Source organism: Pseudoalteromonas sp. G5_S1_14_S5 (assembly GCF_054968605.1).
Genome location: NZ_JBQKUM010000021.1, coordinates 43,826 through 65,060, shown reverse-complemented (window position 1 = coordinate 65,060; position 21,235 = coordinate 43,826). Strand labels below are relative to the sequence as shown.

Here is a 21,235-nt window from a genome sequence, read left to right as displayed (position 1 = left end):
TGTTATCGATTGTTTTCCTGAAGCGTGCCCTTGTTGTGCTCAGTCTGATATCGATGTTCATGGTGTTGGTTAGTGGCCAGTGATGACCTTGTCTATGAACAAATATTGTATTCTCGATCGAACTCCTCAGCGAAAAAGGTCATTGATGAAGACTATTCAGGCATTGTGGTGAGCGACCAGTGCCCAAGCTATAAATGGATAGCCGCAGACCGTCATCAGTTATGTTGGGCGCATGTGAAGCGCAACCTTCAACAGATGGCTGATTATAGTGGCGGTGGACACACCGCTTATATTGGTAAACATCTTTGTTTGCTGACGAACGCCACTTTCCATACTCGCATCGTTATGAGCAAGATGAATTGGATTATTCACTGTATTTGCGGCGAATGCACAGGCTACAAAAATCGTTCAATTATTGGTTGAGTAAAGGGGCCGATGTGATCGGTCAAACGGTATCGAGAACGATGCAAGTTACTACTCAAACATAGAGAAAGCTTATGGGTTTTCCTAAAGAAAACCTCAATCCCCTTAACCAATAATGAAGCTGAGCGATGTATTAGAGGTTTTGTCATCCAAAGGAAAATCAGCTTCGGAACGACCTCGGATGCAGGCGATAAGTTCCGTAGTCGCATTCATACACTTATCGAAACCTGCAAAAAACGCGGCTTATCAGCAATGTCAGTGTTGAGCGATATCATCACATCAGTCGTTGAGAAGAAACCGTACCCGAATGTTTTTGACCTCTGACCTAGAACTTTATGAGCCTTAATCTCATATAGTCAAGCTATCCCGCTGAACGGTTACCAAAAATTTACTCAGCAATCACAGACGACACAGCTTCTGTAATCAATCTTCTAAGTAGCTTATTTTTATCATCTAAATGCTTCGCTTTCCGATAGACAAGCTGTATATCGAAATCCGGTACATCTATCGGTGGCTTGACAGATAACAATGCTTCCTTATCCTCTGTGTCATTTCGAGCCACCAGCTTAGGAACAATACAAAGCAATTCTCTGCCACGAATTAAGCGCTTTACCGTTAAAAAGTTACTCGAAGCTATAACTACTTTTCGGCTTAAACCAAGTTCAGCTAGGCGACTGTCGACTCCCGTTTTTATTACTCCAGCAGGAGAAACCAAAGCATGCCCAACAGATGCAAATTGCTCTAAAGACATGGGGTCTTCGGTCGATAACACTGAATTATCGAGCAAGCAGACGTGCTGTTCTGTGTACAAATGCTTGGTTCTGTATAACTTAGACACTTCACTAAAGCTACCGATCGCTATATCAAGCTTAGAATCTTCAAATACTCGCTGATAGTTACCACGGTTTACGTTGAACAAAGCAATTTGAGAATCAGGAGAAGACTGTTTAATGAGATCAAACAACACTGGAGCAAACATCTGCTCGGCATAATCGGTAAGACCGATCTTCCAACTACCTTTATACGTTGTTGCATCAAACGATTTAGAAAGTAATACGTCAGATTGAATGGTATTAAGCAAAGCATCAACAGTGCTAGATAACTCAATCGCTCTTTCCGTCGCCTCCATCTTGCTCCCTACTCGCTCAAACAGAGGGTCATCAAATAACTTTCTAAGCCGCTGAAGACTATGGCTCATTGCAGACTGACTGACATAACAACGCTCAGCAGCTTTACTGACACTGTTCGTTTTGTATAACGCTTGCAGCGCTATCAATAAGTTAAGGTCGATCCCTTTCCAGTTAAAATCAGCCATTCAAATAACCCATTTCATTAATAGTTAGAATTAAAATAATTAATTTGAATCATAGTCTAAGTCACCATAAATTACGCTAAACGTTTATCTGGAATCGATCATGCTTTCAATTTTTAAAACCTTTTTCTGGCTTGGCTGGATTAGCTTTGGTGGACCAGCTGCACACATTGGCTACTTCCGTAAAACCTTTGTTAAGAAGCTTAACTGGCTATCTGATGAAGAGTACGGGCAAATTGTTGCGCTGAGTCAATTTCTACCTGGACCAGGTTCAAGCCAAGTTGGCTTTGCAGTTGGCTACAAAAGAGGTGGCTTAACGGGTGCGATTGCTGCGTTTATCGGCTTTACTTCCCCATCTATCATCTTAATGTTGATATTAGCTTTGGTGAGCAATCAGCTATTGGAAGCGCCTCTATTCAATTCAATCATTCACGGTTTGAAGTTGCTTGCAGTTGTGGTGGTTGCTGATGCCACATTTGGCATGTACAAAAACTTTTGCCAATCGAAAATCGCGACCGCTTTGTGTGTCATTACTGCCGTGGTTCTCCTGTTGCTTCAAGGGATCTGGCCGCAAATCTTGGTACTTCTATTTGCCGCAATCATTGGCAGCAAGTTTTTGACCTCAAAAGAAATCAAAACGGTTCCATCAACACACAAGATTTCCATAACGCCGCTCCTTATTTTCGTCGCGCTGTTGGTTGGCCTTCCTCTGTTCAGTGCATACTCTCAAGGTATTGAGGTATTTGGGCTGTTCTATCAAGCTGGCAGCTTAGTATTCGGTGGCGGTCATGTGGTACTTCCATTGTTGCAGAATAGTATTGGTGACCAACTATCCCAAGATGCGTTTCTAACGGGCTATGCTGCAGCACAGGCCGTACCTGGTCCTATGTTTACCTTAGCGACATACCTAGGCTATGTATTAATGCCATCGGCACCAATTACTGGCGCTTTGTTAGCGACAATCGCCGTGTTCTTACCGGGCTTCTTATTACTACTGGGTGTATTGAAAAACTGGCAGGCAATCGCAAGTAAACCATTAGTTGCTGGTGCACTTACCGGTGTGAATGCAGCGGTAGTCGGGTTACTACTTGCGGCTCTGTATCAGCCAATCTTCACAAGTGCGGTGAGTAACGGTTTAGACTTCGCTCTGCTCATCGTAGGTGTGTGGCTATTGAAAACGGTCAAGATGCCAATCGTAGGGCTTGTCGGTGCATTCATGTTATTTGGCTCATTTATAGGTTTATTGAGTTAAAAATAACGAAACTTAGCCTATAAGCTTGGTTCCATGGAAATTAGAGGACGCTTTACAGTTAGCTACTCCCATTTAGGTTTTCAACTACACTCTGAGAAGAGCTTTCATAATTCCACGTATAACCATCTAATTTAGTAATACAACAACTCTAGGAAGTAAAAAACCGAACAAAAATAGCAGTGATTAGTGATTAATGATGCCCACGAGACATATCATAAGTTTTCAAATATTAGAGAAGAAAAGAACAGGGTTGACTCTATAAGCTAAACAAGAGCCTACACGGATAACAGAAAACGCTAATTTTACTCCCTAAAAGAAAAAACCATGGTACATTTAACACGATATTAACAAAAATAACTTAGCGAAAAACATGGAGTTAGACAATGATTCAGCCTAACAAGTTTAGCCAAGAACAAGCAACCGCTCTCCCTACACCCAATGATATGATTCTAAAATGGGCAGAAGAACGACCAAATGAAGTCTATTTGAAACAAATTATTAACCGCCAGTTTGTCGAGTTCACCTACAAAGAAGTGGCTGATAAAGCACTAAAACTGGCGTCCGCACTAGAAGTACTTGGAGTAGAACCCGGAGATCGAGTCGCGCTTATTTCTAAAAACTGTGCAGAGTGGTTTATTTGTGACCTCGCCATAATGTTAGGAGATTTTGTCAGCGTCCCAATTTTTCCTACTGCAGGTTCAGATACCATCCAATACTGTATTGAACACAGTGAAAGTAAGATCATCATTGCAGGTAAGCTCGATGATCCTAAAGCGACACAACAAGTACTTGATGACAACCCAGGCTTAGCTAGCATCTCGCTACCCTATGATACAGCGCCAAAGTGTAAACACACATTTGGGCAACTCATCAATACACATGAACCAACCACTAAACGCCCTCAGCATCACGATGAAAAGCTTATGTCTCTTGTTTACACATCTGGTACTTCTGGCTTGCCAAAGGGTGCCATGCTTACATACGGTGCCTTTACGTGGTCAGTTCAAAGGCTGATCGATCATATCGGTATCCAAAAAGATGACCGCCTATTTTCTTACTTACCACTTGCCCATATCACAGAGCGTGTCTACATCTTTGGTTCATCAGTCATGGGTGGTGTCGTTACCGCATTCCCAGAATCTCTAGACACCTTTATTGATGATGTGAAGATGCAGCGTCCTACTTTGTTTATTTCTGTCCCTCGTTTATGGACCCTGTTCCAACAGCGCATCCAAGATAAGCTGCCACAGAAAAAGCTGAACATTTTGCTGAAGATCCCGTTCATTAATAACATCATTAAGAAGAAGCTTGCGGATGGCTTAGGTCTAGATCAAGCTCGCGTTCTGGGCTGTGGTTCTGCGCCAGTATCACCAGCGCTACTTGCATGGTACGAAAGCGTTGGTCTACACATCACTGAAGCATGGGGAATGACAGAGTCTTTCGCTTACAGTACCTTAAACTACCCGTTCAGAGCGGATAAAATTGGCACAGTCGGAAATGCTGGTCCAGGTATTGAACTTAAGATTGCCGAAGATGAAGAAATTTTAGTTCGTGGTAAAGGGCTGTTCTCTGGCTACTACAAAAATGATATTGCAACGCAAGAGTCATTCAATTCTGAAGGATGGTTGCACACTGGTGATATTGGTGATATCGATAGCGAAGGCTACCTCACTATTCGTGGACGTAAAAAAGATACTTTCAAAACTGCGAAAGGTAAGTTTGTAGCGCCAGTTCCTATCGAAAACAAGCTTTTTGAGTACAGCCGCGTAGAAATGATGTGTCTAATAGGCCTTGGCTTACCAGGTCCGATTCTGCTCGTTGTTCCGCATGACTTCCCTAACTTTGATCGCGCTCGCTATGAAAGAACAACTCAGCGAGTGATCGAGAGAATGAATGAGAAGCTTGCGTCTCATGAGAAAATTAAGGGCGTACTTATGATTAAAGAACCATGGAGTATTGATAATGGCGTATTAACCCCGACCCTCAAGATCAAACGCCATGTCTTAGAACAGAAGTATCACGAAGTAGGCCATAACTGGCCAAAAGATAAATTAGTGGTTTGGGAACAGTAATAAAATTAAGAAGGAGCCAGTAAGGCTCCTTTTTTGTAAGTTCAACTTATACATAGTGACATCTTCTCATCACTTCACCTTGGTGGTTCGCATTTTGTTTTGGACAACGCATTATCCGTTAAAAGTGCCTCACTAGTTAAACACTGTTTGTTTTTTCAGTATTTGTTAGGAAAAGAACTGATACGGGTAGGTCATATCGCACTCAAACCCAAATACAATTAGTTGTTTTGTGCACTCACGGAATAGTTCCATCGCGAGAAAATCAAACGCTTTAAAACTTGAGTACAAAGTCAGGTTCAGTTGTTTGGGAATAAAAGTTGAGAAGAATTTTCTACTATCGAGATAAGTTACGAGCTCAAATGGTCTGATAATTGATGAGATGAAACTGATATACTGAGAGCAAATAAATGACGAGTAAATCTCATGACACAAGCAAATAACCCACTTCACGGCATTACACTGCAAAAACTGCTAACAGAATTGGTAGAACATTACGGTTGGGAAGAATTGAGCTACATGGTAAATATCAACTGCTTCAAAAAGGACCCAAGCATCAAATCGAGCTTAAAGTTTCTGCGTAAAACAGAGTGGGCTCGTACTAAGGTAGAGCAAATCTACATTGATTTAAAACGTTAGCCTCCCCTAGCTTTATCAATCCCGTATTACTGAATACGGGATTGCCCCTGTGCCTACTTTGGGGCCACTTCAATCTCGCATCTCGCATCTCGCATCTCGCACTATGATTCTAATAAAAAAGCCCCGCAAGCTTTCACTTGTGGGGCTTTCTAGTTAATTAAGAAAAGAGCTAATTACTTACCAGCTTCTTTGTCTGCTTTAACTTTAGCGATTACTTCGTCTGCCACGTTTGTTGGACATGGAGAGTACTGTAGGAATTCCATAGAGAATTGACCACGGCCTGAAGTAATAGTACGTAGGTGACCGATGTAACCAAACATTTCTGATAGTGGTACGTCAGCTTTGATACGTACGCCAGTAGCGCCAGCTTGTTGATCTTTGATCATGCCACGACGACGGTTAAGGTCACCGATTACATCACCAACGTGATCTTCTGGAGTGAATACGTCAACGTTCATGATTGGCTCAAGAAGTTGTGCACCCGCTTTAGGCATAGATTGACGGAATGCGCCTTTCGCTGCGATTTCAAATGCGATTGCAGATGAGTCAACTGCGTGGAAGCCACCGTCGAATAGTTCTACTTCAACATCTAGAGTTGGGAAGCCAGCAAGAACACCGTTTTCCATCATAGATGCAAAACCTTTCTCAACTGCAGGCCAGAATTCCTTAGGAACGTTACCACCAACAACAGTTGAAGAGAAAGTGAAGCCAGAACCAGCTTCGCCTGGTTTGATACGGTAATCGATCTTACCGAATTGACCAGAACCACCAGATTGTTTCTTGTGAGTGTAGCTATCTTCAACAGCTTTCGTGATTGTTTCACGGTAAGCTACTTGAGGAGCACCTACTACAAGGTCAACGCCGTATGTACGTTTAAGGATATCTACCTTGATGTCTAGGTGAAGCTCACCCATACCTTTCAGGATAGTTTCGCCAGTTTCTTCGTCAGTCTCAACTTGGAAAGATGGATCTTCTGCTACCATTTTACCGATCGCAATACCCATTTTCTCAGAACCGCCTTTATCTTTTGGAGATACAGCAATAGAGATTACTGGAGTTGGGAAGATCATTGGCTCTAGAGTACATTCGTGCTTCTGATCACATAGAGTGTGACCTGTTTGAACGTTCTTCATGCCTACAACCGCGATGATGTCACCAGCTTGCGCAGATGTAAGTTCATTACGCTCATCAGCTTGCATCTCAACCATACGGCCGATACGCTCAGTTTTGCCTGTAGCAGCGTTAAGAATTGTATCACCCTTGTTAAGAACACCAGAGTAGATACGGATGAAAGTTAGTGCACCAAAACGGTCATCCATGATCTTAAACGCAAGAGCACGTAGTGGCTCATCAGCAGATACTGTCGCAACTTCACCAGTTGGTTCGCCAGTCTCTTTGTCTGTTAGAGGCTGAGGATCAACTTCTGTTGGAGATGGTAGGTAATCAACTACCGCGTCAAGAACGATTTGAACGCCCTTGTTCTTGAATGCAGAACCACAGAATGTTGGGAAGAACGCTAGGTCGCGAGTACCTTTACGGATACAACGCTTGATGTCTTCTAGAGAAGGCTCTTCACCTTCCATGTAAGCTTCCATTAGGTCATCGTCTTGCTCTACAGCAGTTTCGATTAGCTCTTCACGGTATTGCTCAACATCATCAACCATGTCCGCTGGAACATCTTTGATTTCGTAGTTTTCAGGAAGACCTGTGTCATCCCAAACGTATGCTTTACGGCTTAGTAGATCTACAACACCAACGAATTCATCTTCGCGGCCGATTGGTAGAACCATTACTAGCGGAGTAGCGCCTAAAACGTTCTTAACTTGGTCAACAACGCGGTAGAAGTCAGCACCCATACGGTCTAGTTTGTTAACGAAAATCAGACGAGATACTTCTGATTCGTTAGCGTAGCGCCAGTTAGTTTCTGATTGAGGCTCAACACCACCAGAACCACAGAATACACCGATACCGCCATCAAGTACTTTAAGAGAACGGTATACTTCAACTGTGAAGTCAACGTGTCCAGGAGTATCGATAACGTTTAGACGGTGACCGTTCCAGAAACAGCTTACAGCTGCTGATTGGATAGTAATACCGCGCTCAGCTTCCTGTTCCATGAAGTCAGTCGTTGATTCGCCGTCATGTACTTCACCGGTCTTGTGGATTTGACCAGTTAGCTTAAGGATACGCTCAGTGGTAGTTGTTTTACCCGCATCAACGTGCGCGAAAATACCAATGTTTCTGTATTTCGATAAATCTGCCATTGTCTTACTCTATTAATAGGATATAAAATGCGCGCAGAGTATATCACAATCTGTGAAGACTGATAGCTTTGCATGCATTTGGGACAAAAAAACTTTGCCTTTTTCTAATATGTAGAAAAAGGCACGCTGTAGAAACAATCTAAATGATTGTTAATTAAAGTACTAACCTCAAACCCAATCGGCGTCCAAGTTAGACTGAATTGCTGCTGTATAGATTAGCTGAAGTGAGTTCAATTACAACTCATCAAAAGCATTAATTGCTTCTGATAGTTTTTTCACTCCATGGATTTGCATTCCTGGGATACCACCTTTCGGCATATTAGCTGCAGGAACAATCGCTTTCTTAAAGCCATGTTTAAATGCTTCATTTAAACGTTCTTGCCCACTTGGTACAGGACGAATCTCTCCCGCTAAGCCTACTTCGCCAAAAACCACGACATCTTTAGGCAATGCGCGGTCTCTGAAACTAGAGAGTAATGCCATGACTAATGCAAGGTCTGCACTGGTTTCGGTTACTTTAACACCACCGACGACATTCACAAACACATCTTGATCAGCCATTTGTAAGCCGCCGTGTTTATGCAGCACGGCGAGTAATAAAGAGAGGCGGTTTTGCTCAAGACCAACCGCGACTCGACGAGGGTTCGCCAACTGGGAGTAATCCACCAGCGCTTGGATTTCAACAAGCAATGGGCGAGTACCTTCCCATACCACCATCACTGAACTGCCTGACGTTTCTTCTTCGCCACGAGACAAGAATATAGCCGATGGGTTGCTGACTTCTTTTAGCCCTTGGCCTGTCATCGCAAACACACCCAGCTCATTCACTGCACCAAAACGGTTTTTATGGCTGCGTAATGTTCTGAAACGGCTATCTGTTCCGCCGTCTAGCAATACTGAACAGTCAATAATGTGCTCAAGTACTTTAGGCCCCGCTAGCGTGCCATCTTTAGTTACGTGCCCTACTAGGAAGATTGCGACATTATTCTGCTTCGCAAAACGTGTCAGTGCCGTCGCTGACTCACGAACCTGAGCCACACTTCCTGGTGAAGATTGAACATCAGCAACATGCATTACTTGGATTGAGTCGATGACCATGATCTTAGGCTGTTCTTTTTCAGCCACCTGACAGATCTTGTCGACATTGGTTTCGGAGAGCATCTTTAAGTGCTCTTTTGGCAAACCAAGACGTGAAGCACGCATCGCGACCTGCTGTAACGATTCCTCACCGGTCACATATAAAGTAGGAAGTTGAGAAGAAAGCAAACACATGGTTTGTAGCAGTAGTGTCGATTTACCCGCACCTGGGTTACCACCAATAAGAATCGCAGCACCCGGCACCACACCGCCACCAAGTACGCGGTCGAGCTCTTTAAAGCCACTACTAAAACGAGGCACTTCCTGAAGATCAATTTCCGACAGGGTTTGAACGCTAGATTCGGTCGCGCTACCTGCATAGCCAGTTAATCTTTCATTGCGTGCTACCTGAGGAGAAGCAGCTAACCTAACTTCGGTAATTGTGTTCCAAGCACCACACGCATTGCACTGTCCTTGCCAACGTGGAAAGTCAGCACCACAGTCATTACACACATAAGCTCGCTTTGCCTTAGCCATAAAACCTCAATAATTTACCCAGTTACACAATGATGTTGTCAATTTGTGACTTATTTGACCGTACGGGTGCAAATAAACGTTGCAGTCATACCACTTATATTTAAAGATCGATTTAAACTAGTCGATAACACAAATGTACCGTCCATTCTAACAAGAAAAGTATGCAGCAATCTGAAATTCTATCTGTAGCAGAGCGTCTTATCCCGGCTTATCACGCCGAAGATTTCGAATTCCTTCTTTCTCAAATGACAGAAGGTGAATCGCCGTCTCTGAAACTACTCGTTAAAATGGAACTGAATCGTATCATGGCTCCGTGTACAAAGAGCATTGATTTACGCGGACGTATCGATAATGAATGTCGTCAATTCACACTCGATGGGCGTAAACACTGGCTCGACGACATCGCTTTAAATGCTTATCAACGTGGTACAAAAAAATTCAAAGGCTACACCGAAGGGGCTTGGGAGCTAGTTATGGCGCCGCGAATTCAGCCTCTGCGTAGTTTGGTTAAGAGTGCGTCTCAAAGTAATCAAGGCATCACCAGTGCCAATAGCCCCTATGAAGCCGAAGCTATAAACCTTGGTTATGACTTAAAGCGTCAAGAGAACCGACTCAAGATAAGCTCACAGGTTGAAATCACCACATCTAAAGGGCAAAGCCTGCACGGTGTTACGGTTGATATCTCACCTTCAGGTGCAAAATTCAAAGTGCCGAGCGCCTTTCGCTATAACCTAGGCGAGAGCATCTGCGTCAAGTTTACTGAACTGTTTGAGAAATCGCTCGATACAGATATAAATGAGATAGTTAAATTTCGCGTTCTAGGTATTGATGAATCTTATGAAAATGACGCGGTTAAATTCCTAAGAACCGTAAAGATAAGCGACAACAACATTTTGGCTTCTTTGCTCGATGCTGCTTTAAATAGCACGAGTAAGAAAACCCACCACGAGAATCAAGATAGAATCATTCGAACTCGCACACGAGGTATAGAGCACACCTATCTCAAACATACTTGTAATCTACCCCTATTTTTTAGTGGTAGTGAACTCAAGCTAGCCTTGCTTACGGATAACAACCATCCGCTATGGCAATACTGGCACGACGAGCGAAACCAACAAGCTCTGGGAAGTCTATTCAACGAACAGCGCATGAACTTACTGGCGAAGCCCGGTGTGAAAGGCACCAGTAATGTTATCTACTCGTTTACTCACGAACATAAAAATAAGACGTTGTTCTATTCGATGATGTTACCTGAAGCAACTCGTGAACAAAGACAGCTGTTCTGGCACATTGGGGGTAAGCGTAAAAGTTGGAAAGCATTCAAGTTCTCTGTTTTTGAGTTATCAGAAACAGAACGACAAGCTTTGGCTAAACATACAGACATGCTCGCGCAAAGCTCAGCACAACTAACTCATTGCGCTATATTGCAAGAGATTGGCGATCACGAAAGTGCCGCGGATTACCTATTGAGTGAAAAGCCTCGAATTCCAAGCAGTGAATTGAATTGCTTCCGTCATCCTCGTGCTGTGGTTGGTAACATACAAAGCATCTACTTTGACTCACAGACTCGACGTAAAGAGCCTAGATATCAATTTAAGTCTCCGTTACAGATCACCTCACAAGACGGTACAGCGGCAAACGGTCACACCTTAGATATCTCGAAACGTGGGTTGAGCATTACTCTTGAGCACCCGATGATACTCAAGATCAATGACCCAGTTATCGTGAATTTTAATGAGCTACAGCTTTACGATAAGAACCTGCCATTAAGCACAGTGCCTTACCACGTGATTCGTGTGAGCCCGAATGGCCGCAATGTCCAATTGGTGATTGCTGAGAACGCTAAGACAATGCGCACCATCGCGTTCCTAAATGGGCTTATCGATCAGAACCAAAGCAAGCTGATTAAGAAGAAAGAGATACTGCCAACGAACTCCTTGCTTGAGTCGCTGCACAATATTTTGTTGAGCAAGATGGTGAGCACCCCTATCTTCATTGACAAACCAAGCTCAACACTGCGTTGTAAGATCATTGGTGTGAATTTTCCACTGAATAAGCACCTCACTCTACTGGCGAAACTGGGTCACAATCAAAAGTTCTCCTTGGAGCCTATCTTTAAAGGCCACACCAACTCGCTGCTGGCTGAGCCACTAAAGAGAATTGAAGGTGCTGAGCCTAAACACCACGATGTTTATATCGCTGCGGTGAAATTTGGTGACAAAGTTCAATCGGTACACACTAAGCTGGTGAAAGACTTTGCCTCGGCAAAAGAAAGAATCTTGTTCATTAAGAAAGCGCAGCACCTAGGTGATCTGTATGTACTTCGTGTTACGACAGCGCCAATCTTTAATCCATTGACCACCTTGTTCCAATCGGATTTAGAAGAGCTTGCTCGTATAAGCATGCACCAAGCGAAGAAGCTAGAAAATGAGGTCACCGCGTTTATCGGTTATGGTGAGATAGAAGACATTACCGACGAAGTATTGATCCGATTGGAGCTGACTCGCTAATAACAATACTCCGTAATATCCAAGTACCATAAAATAGAAAAGCAGGCTCACAGCCTGCTTTGTTGCCTTTCAATATCACACGATTAAATAATCATACTGATGTGAACCTTTACGGTTTCGCCCGCCAACTGATTTTTTGTTGCTTAGCCAACGCTCCAGACAAGATACACAATACCCCACCCAAACCAGCGTAACGCACAGCTGTTTGAGCTTGTTGCTCGACTTTTGGCTTGGCATGGAAGGCAATACCTAAACCAGCAGCGCCCATCATCACCAAGTCATTCGCGCCATCACCGACAGCAACCGTGTTATGCAGCTCCAGCTCATACTCTTCTGCCAGTTCGACTAAGATATCGGCTTTGGTTTGCGCAGAAACTACATCACCTAACACTTCGCCCGTCAATTTACCCTCAATGATTTCTAAAGTATTCGATTGAGCATGATCTAGGTCTAGCGTGTCTTTTAAGTAATCAGAGAAGTACGTAAAACCACCCGATGCGATTGCGATTTTCCAACCCAGTTTGTTAAGCGTGTTCAGCAGTTCCACTAAGTCAGGCATAAAAGGCAGTGATTGACGCACTTGCTCTAGAATCGACTCATCAGCACCTTTCAGTGCTCCAACTCGTTGGCGCAGGCTTTGTTCGAAATCTAATTCACCTTGCATAGCGCGCTCTGTAATTTCAGAGACTAACTCACCTACTCCAGCGAGCTTGGCTATTTCATCGATACACTCGATTTGAATCGCTGTGGAATCCATATCCATCACGATCAAACCTGGCTTAGATAAATCTGGAACTTCACTAAGGCAAGCATAATCAAGCTTCAAAGCCTGTAGGATTTCTTCATGCGCTGGCGTTAGGTTGCCAGACATCAATGCCACTTCGTAATGCCCAACTTTCCACGTATCTAAAATGGTGTTGTAAGTGCTAGTGAAAAAATCGATGTCGTCGAAAGATTGCGGTGATAGATACTCGCCGAATACAATCCAGTTGGCTTTAGCTTTAGCGAGTTGAGAAGCGAAACGAGTCTCGGGGAGTCGAGTTAATAATGTGGTATGCCTTTTCATCGGCAGATATTTATGAGCGTCCATGTGTATGATTCCTAATTAACTATGCTAAACGTTAACCTATTGCAATTTGAAAACGCAAGTCTCAATATGTCTTAATCATAACATTTGTTTATTTCAGGCCCTGTGAAACATGAATGAATCATTGTTCTCAATACGTAACGCTTTGCGAATGTTAGCCCTCATTTTGTTGGCTACTATGTTCATCGTTACGATTAAAAATACGGTCGTGATCAGTAAGGGTAACGAGAAGATCCAAGCGAAACAGCTCGAGACACTTACCAAGCTGCTTATCTCTCAGGCTTCCCTTTCAGCCAGCAAAATGATCGCACAACAAGACCAAGAACGACTGCTTAATCTGACCAATCAGCTATCTCAAGATCGACTGGTATTCGATACCACCATCTATGATGCTGAAGGCATTCGCCTAGCTTCGAGCGCAAAGGCACTTTCAGTTCGTGAGGTGCTTGGCCTAGATACGCCACTTTCAACCGCGAGTATCGGCAGACAGCAGTTAGTAGAGCCAATTTACTCGAAAGAAAACACTATCATTGGTTTTATCCGCGTCACCTTTGAGACGGGTAAAATGACAGCAATATCGGATCACCACTACCGCAAAAGTGATCGCTACATGATCGGTATGGTATTGATGGGCTTCGTCAGTGGTGTGCTGTTTATTATGTTGATTCGAAAAAGGCCGACCAAATCAGGCGAGAACTTACTTCTGAAAAACGTAAACTCATAAATAGCGCATTTACGTTACCCAATAAAAAGCTCCGAAGCTCAGACAGCAACGGGGCTTTTATTTATCTGTCGATCTATCAAATTAGATAAAGCCTTACGCTTCTTGGTCACCAAGAAGCACAGAATCTAAGGCAATTACCATCATGTCATTGAAGGTCGTTTGACGCTCGTCTGATGTAGCTTGCTCACCGGTTTTGATATGGTCTGAGACAGTACAAATCGTTAGTGCTTTCGCACCGTATTCTGCACAAACGCCATAGATACCAGCCGCTTCCATCTCTACACCAACAATGCCGTATTTATCGATCACCTAAAACATTTGAGGGTCTGGCGTGTAGAAAGTTCAGCTGAGAACAAGTTACCTACTTTTACATCAACACTTCGTGCTTTAGCTGCATCTTCTGCCGCGCGAACCATTTTGTAGTCTGCAATTGCAGCAAAGTCATGACCTTCAAAGCGAATACGGTTTAATTTAGAGTCGATACATACCTCCATGTCGATCACGACATCACGTACTTTGATATCTTCGCTTACTGCACCACAACTGCCGACACGAATGATTTTTTCACACCAAAGCCTTTAATAAGCTCAGTCGCGTAAATCGAACAAGATGGGATGCCCATACCGTGCCCCATTACCGAAACCTTACGACCTTTATAAGTACCTGTGTAACCAAACATATTGCGCACATCACATACCTGAACCACGTCTTCTAAGAAGGTTTCAGCGATGTATTTAGCTCGTAGCGGATCGCCTAGCATTAATACGTGGAGTAGCCATTGAAAATATCCTTAATCTCAAAACAAAAAAGAAAAGAGAGGTTTCCCTCTCTTTTATTCATTACCACTTACAGAAAGCTTGCACCGTATTCCATTGGTGATGTACCAAAGTAAGACGCTAAGCTTTGGCCGATGTCAGCAAACGTATCGCGACGGCCTAAAGAACCAGCAGGAACATTTTTACCGTAAACAATCACTGGGATGTGTTCACGAGTATGGTCTGTACCTGGCCATGTTGGATCACAACCGTGGTCAGCAGTAAGGATAAGTACATCATCCTCTTTCATCATATCGATGATTTCATTGATACGGCCATCGAAGTACTCAAGCGCAGTAGCGTAGCCTGCAACATCACGGCGGTGGCCGTAAGCTGAGTCAAAATCAACGAAGTTAGTGAATACGATAGTATTGTCACCCGCTTCATTGATCGCTTCTTTAGTCGCTTCAAATAGCGCAGGGATACCCGTAGCTTTTGTTTTCTGAGTAATACCACAACCAGCGTAAATATCAGAGATCTTACCGATTGAGTGAACATTACCGCCCTTCTCATCAACAAGCTTCTGAAGAATCGTTGCTGCAGGTGGCTCAACTGAAAGGTCACGACGGTTACCAGTACGTTCGAATTGGCCTTTACCTGGGCCAATGAATGGACGTGCGATGACACGACCGATGTTGTACTCTTCTAACTCTTCACGAGCGATCTGACAAAGATCTAGCAAGTTTTGCAGGCCAAATGTCTCTTCGTGACAGGCGATCTGGAAAACAGAGTCCGCAGAAGTGTAGAAGATTGGCAGGCCAGTCTTCATGTGCTCTTCACCTAGGTTATCTAGGATCTCTGTTCCTGATGAGTGGCAGTTACCTAGGAAACCAGATAAACCTGCACGCTCAAGAATGCGATCAGTCAGCTCTTTAGGGAAGCTGTTCTCTTTGTCGGTGAAGTAGCCCCAGTCAAACAGTACCGGTACACCCGCGATTTCCCAGTGACCTGATGGCGTGTCTTTACCTGAAGACAGCTCAGCAGCGTGACCGTAAGCACCAATGATTTCTGCGTTTGCATCCATACCAGGAGCAAAGCGACCTGTAGACTCTTTGTGAGCCATCGCTAAACCTAATTTAGACAGGTTTGGTAGCGTCAGAGGACCTTGACGATCGGCATTGTCAGCAAGACCTTTATCACAATGGTCTGCGATGTGACCCATAGTGTCTGAGCCTACATCACCGAATTTGTCTGCATCCGCAGCCTCACCGATACCGAATGAATCTAAAACTAAAATAAATGCTCTTTTCATTTTCTCCACCAACTTATTGCTCTTTGTACCAGCGCTTTTGATTATCGGTATACGCGAGGTATACCGATAGTGGTTATTTACACGTCTTCAAAACGAATCTGACGGTAAACGTCTGGGGTTGCTGTATATTCTCCGCCCACAGTGATTGCATTTTGTAATGCCGTTGCAGCTTCTTGCCACTGTTGTTCGTTGCGAGCATGAATCATTGCTAATGGCTTCTCATCGCTTGCTACTTCGCCAAGACGAATGAAGCTATCGAAACCGACTGCGTAATCAATGCTGTCCGTTGCTACCCGACGACCACCGCCCATACCAACTACAGCCATACCAATTGCACGAGTATCCATTGCTGATACCACACCGCTTTCTAGCGCGTACACTGGTTTAATAATTTCTGATTTTTCTAGGTAGTTATCGTAGTTTTCTACGAAGTCTGCTGGACCACCAAGGCCCGCTACCATTTTACCGAAGCACTCTGCTGCTTTACCGCTATCCAGTACTGCCATCAGTTTTTCGCGCGCTTCTTCTGAATCTTTTGCAAGGTTGCCAAGTACTAACATTTCAGCACACGATGCCATCGTAATTTCAAGCAAACGTGGGTTACGGTGTTCGCCCGTTAGGAACTGAACCGCTTCGCGAACTTCTACTGTGTTACCCGCTGAAGAAGCCAGAACTTGGTTCATGTCCGTTAGGATTGCTGTTGTTTTAGTGCCAGCACCGTTTGCTACTGCAACGATAGATTTCGCTAGCTCTTCAGACGCTTCGTAAGTCGGCATGAATGCACCTGAACCTACTTTGACGTCCATCACCAGGGAGTCTAGACCAGCAGCCAGTTTCTTAGATAGAATTGAAGCCGTGATTAACGAGATATTATCTACAGTTGCTGTGATATCACGAGTCGCGTAAACACGCTTATCAGCAGGCGCTAAGTCACCTGTTTGACCGATGATCGCAACACCCGCATCTTTAGTTACTTCGCCGAACACATCCTTGGTTGGCGTAATGTTGTAACCAAGGATAGATTCAAGCTTGTCTAGCGTACCGCCAGTGTGACCTAAGCCACGACCAGAGATCATTGGAACGAAACCGCCACATGCTGCCACCATAGGTCCAAGCATCAGAGAAGTTACGTCACCAACACCACCAGTAGAGTGTTTATCAACGATTGGACCATCAAAGTTCATGTGGCTCCAGTCGATAACCATGCCTGAGTCACGCATTGCACATGTTAGTGCGATACGTTCTGGCATTGTCATTTCGTTGAAGAAAATAGCCATTGCGAATGCTGCAATTTGGCCTTCAGAAACAGTGCTCTTAGCTACGCCTTGAATGAAGAAGTTAATTTCTTCAGCTGTTAGGACTTCACCATCACGTTTTCTGCGAATAATTTCTTGAGGTAGATACATTAGTGCCTCCCAAACTCTAGTTGGTTTGTAGGGAAAAGAGGTAATGTGGAGTGACTCAACGTCACTCTATCAAACAGACTTTTAAAGAATTAGTATGCTGCTGGATCAGCAGTTTGGTCTGTCGCTTCTAATGTATTGAGAAGGTTAGTTAGTAGGCTTGAAGCACCAAAGCGGTAGTGCATGTTGTCTGCCCACTCAGCGCCTAGTAGCTCATCAGCCATTGCTAGGTATTGTGCTGCATCTTCAGCGGTACGTACGCCACCTGCTGGTTTGAAACCTACAGTTTTAGCAACGCCCATTTCACGGATAACTTCTAGCATCATGCGCGCGTACTCTGGAGTCGCGTTTACTGGCACTTTACCTGTTGAAGTTTTGATGAAGTCAGCGCCTGCTTTGATACAAATCTCAGATGCTTTCTTGATCAGTGCTTCTTCTTTAAGTTCACCAGTTTCGATGATTACTTTCAGTATGATGTCGCCACATACCTCTTTACACTGTTTAACTAGCTCGAAACCGACTTCTTCGTTGCCGGAGATTAGAGCGCGGTATGGGAATACTACGTCTACTTCATCTGCACCGTATGCTACTGCTGCTTTTGTTTCAGCAACAGCGATTTCGATGTCATCATTACCATGAGGGAAGTTAGTTACAGTCGCAATACGTACTTCTGGAGTACCTTGCTCACGCAACGCTTTCTTAGCAGCTGGGATAAAGCGAGGGTAAATACAGATTGCAGCAGTGTTACCTACTGCAGTCTTCGCGTCGTGACAAAGCGCTACAACTTTTTCAGTTGTGTCGTCGTCATTTAGCGTAGTTAGATCCATAAGTTTAAGTGCACGTAGAGCTGCTGCTTTTAAATCGCTCATTTCTATCTCCGATCAATATATTCATATAGTTAACTACTTCGCCTTCCATCGAGTATAGATGGGTATTTTAGTAAGACTCAGTAGTCACAAATGAACGGACTTTGTTCCCTGAAGACTTGATAACTTTCGCTATCAATTGCAATCCTTGTCACCGCACAGTACCAGTTTGGTCTATGGCACAACAAATCAGTTATGTTGTGTCTAACATCTATAGCGTATCGCTAAGTTTGGCTTAACCCCAGAAGAATAACCGAGGACAAATCCAAGCGGTTACTTTCTTGCCAACAAGAGACATCCTATCCCTTGAGCCGATACATTATAGGTATCCATTAATAAATTGTAGTGCTCCTTAGAACGCAAACGGTTTGTATCTCAAAAAACATTCTAGGCCCACCATCGAATCAAAGTCATATTCAGGGTCGGCAGTCCTAAAAACTAAAAAGCCCCGCAGCAATTTCTTGCTACGGAGCGATATTAAAGTGGCGTCTATATAATCTAATCTACTTAATTAGAAAGATAGGAAGAAGCCAGCAATTGTTGCTGCCATCAGGTTAGATAAAGTACCAGCAATAACCGCTTTAACACCCATACGTGCGATGTCTTGGCGACGGCTTGGTGCAATACCACCTAGGCCACCTAGTAGAATCGCAATAGAAGAAAGGTTTGCGAAACCACATAGTGCGAATGCGATGATAGCTTGAGTCTTCTCAGACATCACTTGACCAGTCGCTGCAACAACTTGAGCGTTTTCACCAACGTATGGTACGAAGTTTAGGTATGCAACGAATTCGTTAACAACTGTCTTCTGACCAATGAAAGAACCAGCAATGATTGCTTCTTCCCATGGAACACCAATGATGAATGCTAGAGGTGCGAATATCCAACCCAGAAGAAGTTCTAGAGTTAGGTTTTCCATACCGAACCAACCACCGATGCCACCAAGGATACCGTTGATTAGAGCAATTAGACCGATGAATGCTAGTAGCATTGCACCAACGTTTAGAGCTAGTTGTAGACCAACTGATGCGCCGCCTGCTGCTGCGTCGATAACGTTAGTTGGCTTGTCATCGCCGCCGTCGATATCGTCAGTGATATTATCTTCTGGCGTATCTGTTTCAGGCTTAATGATTTTAGCGAATAGTAGACCACCAGGAGCTGCCATGAATGACGCAGCAACTAGGTACTCTAGAGGAACACCCATAGATGCGTAACCCGCTAGCACACCACCGGCTACAGAGGCTAAACCACCACACATTACTGCGAATAGTTCAGAGTTAGTCATCTTTGGAACAAATGGACGAACAACTAGAGGAGCTTCTGTTTGGCCAACGAAGATATTTGCTGCTGCAGACATTGACTCGGCGCGAGAAGTACCTAGAGCTTTCTGAAGACCACCACCAAGAACTTTGATTACAAACTGCATAACACCAAGGTAGTAAAGTACAGAGATAAGTGCAGAGAAGAAGATCAATGTTGGTAGAACTTGGAAAGCAAAGATGAAACCGATACCGTCAACAGAGAAGTTAACTAGGCTACCGAATAGGAAACCAGTACCGTCTTTACCGTAGTCGATTACGTTTGCTACACCAGCAGAGAAACCTGCAAGCAAATCACGACCCCAAGGGATGTAAAGTACGAATGCACCAAGTGCGAATTGGATAGCGAATGCGCCACCCACCGTTCTAAAGTTAATAGCTTTGCGGTTGTCAGATAGTAGTACTGCGATTGCAATCAGTACAACCATACCGACTAGGCTCATAAACAGGCTCATAGTTTATGACTTCCTTATTAGTTATTTATTGGCGTGTTACAAAATGGGGCTATAAAGCGGGAGTAATTATACTCATGCGACCACTAATAAAGTAATGCCGTCCTCACACTTTCGTAGAAGATTCATGTGCCATTCACACGTAAATGTGAACCAAATCACAATGAAGATGCAATTTACGCAAACGATAAACAAAAACATTAGATTTTATTCACATATACCGAATGTGCGATGGCTATTTTGCCAAACTTGCGTTGCAATTGACTGCCTTGACTCTTTTCTGAGCAAAAAAAGTTCGTTTGATATCGTAACTAAATGTTTGGAATGATTAACATTTCCTTGGTTTCCATAGGTTGGCATATCCGGAGCATCGGTCTCTAACACCAAGCTCTCAAGCGGCAATTTAGCGATGGTTGTGCGTGTTTTTTGCGCTCTTGGGTAAGTTATCGTTCCGCCGACGCCAATATAGAAACCAAGCTTAATCCAAGCTAAAGCTTGCTGTTCACTTCCTGAAAAACCGTGAATTACCCCACCTAAAGTAAACTTGTGCTGTTTGATTAGCTGAATAAGACGGTTGTAAGACTTCCTTTCATGGATAATCAGAGGCAAATTAAACGCCTTGGCAAGCTCCATTTGTTGGATGAAAAAGCGCTCTTGTTTCTCCTGTTCCACGTCCACAAAAAAGTCCAATCCACACTCGCCAATGGCCACACACTGAGTTGTTTTTGAAGCGAGTAATTGATGAAGTTCTTCAAATTGCACCGCATCCGCTTGATCTAAAAAGTAAGGATGGAAGCCTAATGCGTAGTAAACATTGGGGTGAGATTGCGCGATCTTTTCAAGCTTATACCAGTTGCTTTGACCGATAGAAGGGATGAGTAACTTTTCAACTTGAGCCTGTTTTGCCTCTTTGATATATCCATCAATGCTCTGCTCATGAGTAAAACCTTGCCCAAACGCCTCAAAGTCCGCGTGGCAATGTGTATCAAATAGCGGAAAATCACTTGTTTGCTGTGTCATATTTCCCACTCTCAGCTTGTTGCCCTTGAGGATCTCGACGATAAGGTACACAACTACGCTTGTTTTCAGGTGTCAAACCAAGCTCTTCACACCACTTATCGTATTTCCTAACCCAAGCTTTTATCCAACCCAACATATTTACCTCAAACTTACTATCTCAAATAACACGCATCAAAAAACGCCTATTGCAGAACAATAGACGTTTTTGTTTAAC

At 43.8% G+C, this 21,235-nt stretch carries 15 protein-coding genes and 2 pseudogenes; 6 read left to right on the top strand and 11 right to left on the bottom strand.

The features are described from left to right. Positions 1 to 60: 60 nt before the first annotated feature. Positions 61 to 747: pseudogene (locus tag ACTRWI_RS08655) on the top strand (IS66 family transposase); the annotation flags it as partial. 64 nt (positions 748 to 811) lie between these two features. On the opposite strand, the gene ACTRWI_RS08650 reads toward ACTRWI_RS08655, so the two are convergent. Continuing rightward, the gene (locus tag ACTRWI_RS08650; RefSeq protein ID WP_499130561.1) at positions 812 to 1,738 is read right to left on the bottom strand and encodes a LysR family transcriptional regulator; all 927 of its coding nucleotides are present in this window, start codon (positions 1,736 to 1,738) and stop codon (positions 812 to 814) included. A gap of 100 nt (positions 1,739 to 1,838) precedes the next feature. Here ACTRWI_RS08650 and chrA point away from each other — a divergent pair, with 100 nt between their 5' ends. From chrA to ACTRWI_RS08635, 3 genes are all read left to right on the top strand, one after another. Next, a complete protein-coding gene (chrA, locus tag ACTRWI_RS08645) occupies positions 1,839 to 2,987 on the top strand; it encodes a chromate efflux transporter (RefSeq protein WP_499130559.1) in 1,149 nt (382 codons plus the stop codon). A gap of 383 nt (positions 2,988 to 3,370) precedes the next feature. Further along, positions 3,371 to 5,059 carry an AMP-binding protein gene (locus tag ACTRWI_RS08640; RefSeq protein WP_499130557.1) on the top strand — a complete coding sequence of 563 codons (1,689 nt, stop codon included), beginning with the start codon at positions 3,371 to 3,373 and terminating at the stop codon, positions 5,057 to 5,059. 423 nt (positions 5,060 to 5,482) lie between these two features. Further along, positions 5,483 to 5,695 (top strand): VF530 family protein, encoded by a 213-nt coding sequence (locus ACTRWI_RS08635; protein ID WP_004740608.1) that lies wholly within the window; start codon positions 5,483 to 5,485, stop codon positions 5,693 to 5,695. Between the two features lie 173 nt (positions 5,696 to 5,868). On the opposite strand, the gene fusA is transcribed toward ACTRWI_RS08635, so the two are convergent. Together fusA and radA are read right to left on the bottom strand one after the other, a co-directional pair. Beyond that, the gene (gene fusA, locus ACTRWI_RS08630; RefSeq protein WP_004740609.1) at positions 5,869 to 7,959 is read right to left on the bottom strand and encodes an elongation factor G; all 2,091 of its coding nucleotides are present in this window, start codon (positions 7,957 to 7,959) and stop codon (positions 5,869 to 5,871) included. A 234-nt stretch (positions 7,960 to 8,193) separates the two neighbouring features. Further along, positions 8,194 to 9,573, bottom strand: a complete 1,380-nt coding sequence (radA, locus tag ACTRWI_RS08625) for a DNA repair protein RadA (protein WP_063524497.1) — start codon at positions 9,571 to 9,573, stop codon at positions 8,194 to 8,196. A 161-nt stretch (positions 9,574 to 9,734) separates the two neighbouring features. Here radA and ACTRWI_RS08620 point away from each other — a divergent pair, with 161 nt between their 5' ends. Then, the gene (locus tag ACTRWI_RS08620) at positions 9,735 to 12,083 is read left to right on the top strand and encodes a PilZ domain-containing protein (protein ID WP_499130554.1); all 2,349 of its coding nucleotides are present in this window, start codon (positions 9,735 to 9,737) and stop codon (positions 12,081 to 12,083) included. A 109-nt stretch (positions 12,084 to 12,192) separates the two neighbouring features. Here ACTRWI_RS08620 and serB read toward each other — a convergent pair whose 3' ends face one another. Then, positions 12,193 to 13,173, bottom strand: coding sequence for a phosphoserine phosphatase (gene serB, locus ACTRWI_RS08615; protein WP_499130553.1), 981 nt, complete (start codon positions 13,171 to 13,173; stop codon positions 12,193 to 12,195). A gap of 109 nt (positions 13,174 to 13,282) precedes the next feature. On the opposite strand from serB, the gene ACTRWI_RS08610 reads away from it, so the two are divergent. Beyond that, on the top strand, positions 13,283 to 13,894 hold the full coding sequence (locus tag ACTRWI_RS08610; protein WP_499130551.1) for a YtjB family periplasmic protein: 612 nt from the start codon (positions 13,283 to 13,285) through the stop codon (positions 13,892 to 13,894). A 93-nt stretch (positions 13,895 to 13,987) separates the two neighbouring features. Here the strand turns inward: ACTRWI_RS08610 and deoD are convergent. The 7 genes and pseudogenes from deoD to ACTRWI_RS08575 form a co-directional block, all read right to left on the bottom strand. Next, a pseudogene (gene deoD, locus ACTRWI_RS08605) lies at positions 13,988 to 14,654 on the bottom strand (purine-nucleoside phosphorylase). Positions 14,655 to 14,740: 86 nt separating this feature from the next. Beyond that, positions 14,741 to 15,961, bottom strand: a complete 1,221-nt coding sequence (locus ACTRWI_RS08600; protein ID WP_499130550.1) for a phosphopentomutase — start codon at positions 15,959 to 15,961, stop codon at positions 14,741 to 14,743. Between the two features lie 77 nt (positions 15,962 to 16,038). Continuing rightward, complete coding sequence (gene deoA, locus ACTRWI_RS08595; protein ID WP_499130549.1) at positions 16,039 to 17,367, bottom strand: thymidine phosphorylase; 1,329 nt, start codon at positions 17,365 to 17,367, stop codon at positions 16,039 to 16,041. Between the two features lie 89 nt (positions 17,368 to 17,456). Then, a complete protein-coding gene (deoC, locus tag ACTRWI_RS08590; RefSeq protein WP_499130547.1) occupies positions 17,457 to 18,233 on the bottom strand; it encodes a deoxyribose-phosphate aldolase in 777 nt (258 codons plus the stop codon). A 508-nt stretch (positions 18,234 to 18,741) separates the two neighbouring features. Continuing rightward, entirely contained in the window at positions 18,742 to 20,004 is a 1,263-nt protein-coding gene (locus tag ACTRWI_RS08585) for a NupC/NupG family nucleoside CNT transporter (RefSeq protein WP_499130545.1), read from the bottom strand. Between the two features lie 204 nt (positions 20,005 to 20,208). Further along, complete coding sequence (locus tag ACTRWI_RS08580) at positions 20,209 to 21,072, bottom strand: TatD family hydrolase (protein WP_499130543.1); 864 nt, start codon at positions 21,070 to 21,072, stop codon at positions 20,209 to 20,211. Next, positions 21,002 to 21,157 (bottom strand): DUF5363 family protein, encoded by a 156-nt coding sequence (locus ACTRWI_RS08575; protein WP_499130541.1) that lies wholly within the window; start codon positions 21,155 to 21,157, stop codon positions 21,002 to 21,004. The genes ACTRWI_RS08580 and ACTRWI_RS08575 overlap by 71 nt, the downstream gene beginning before the upstream one ends. Positions 21,158 to 21,235: the final 78 nt, after the last annotated feature.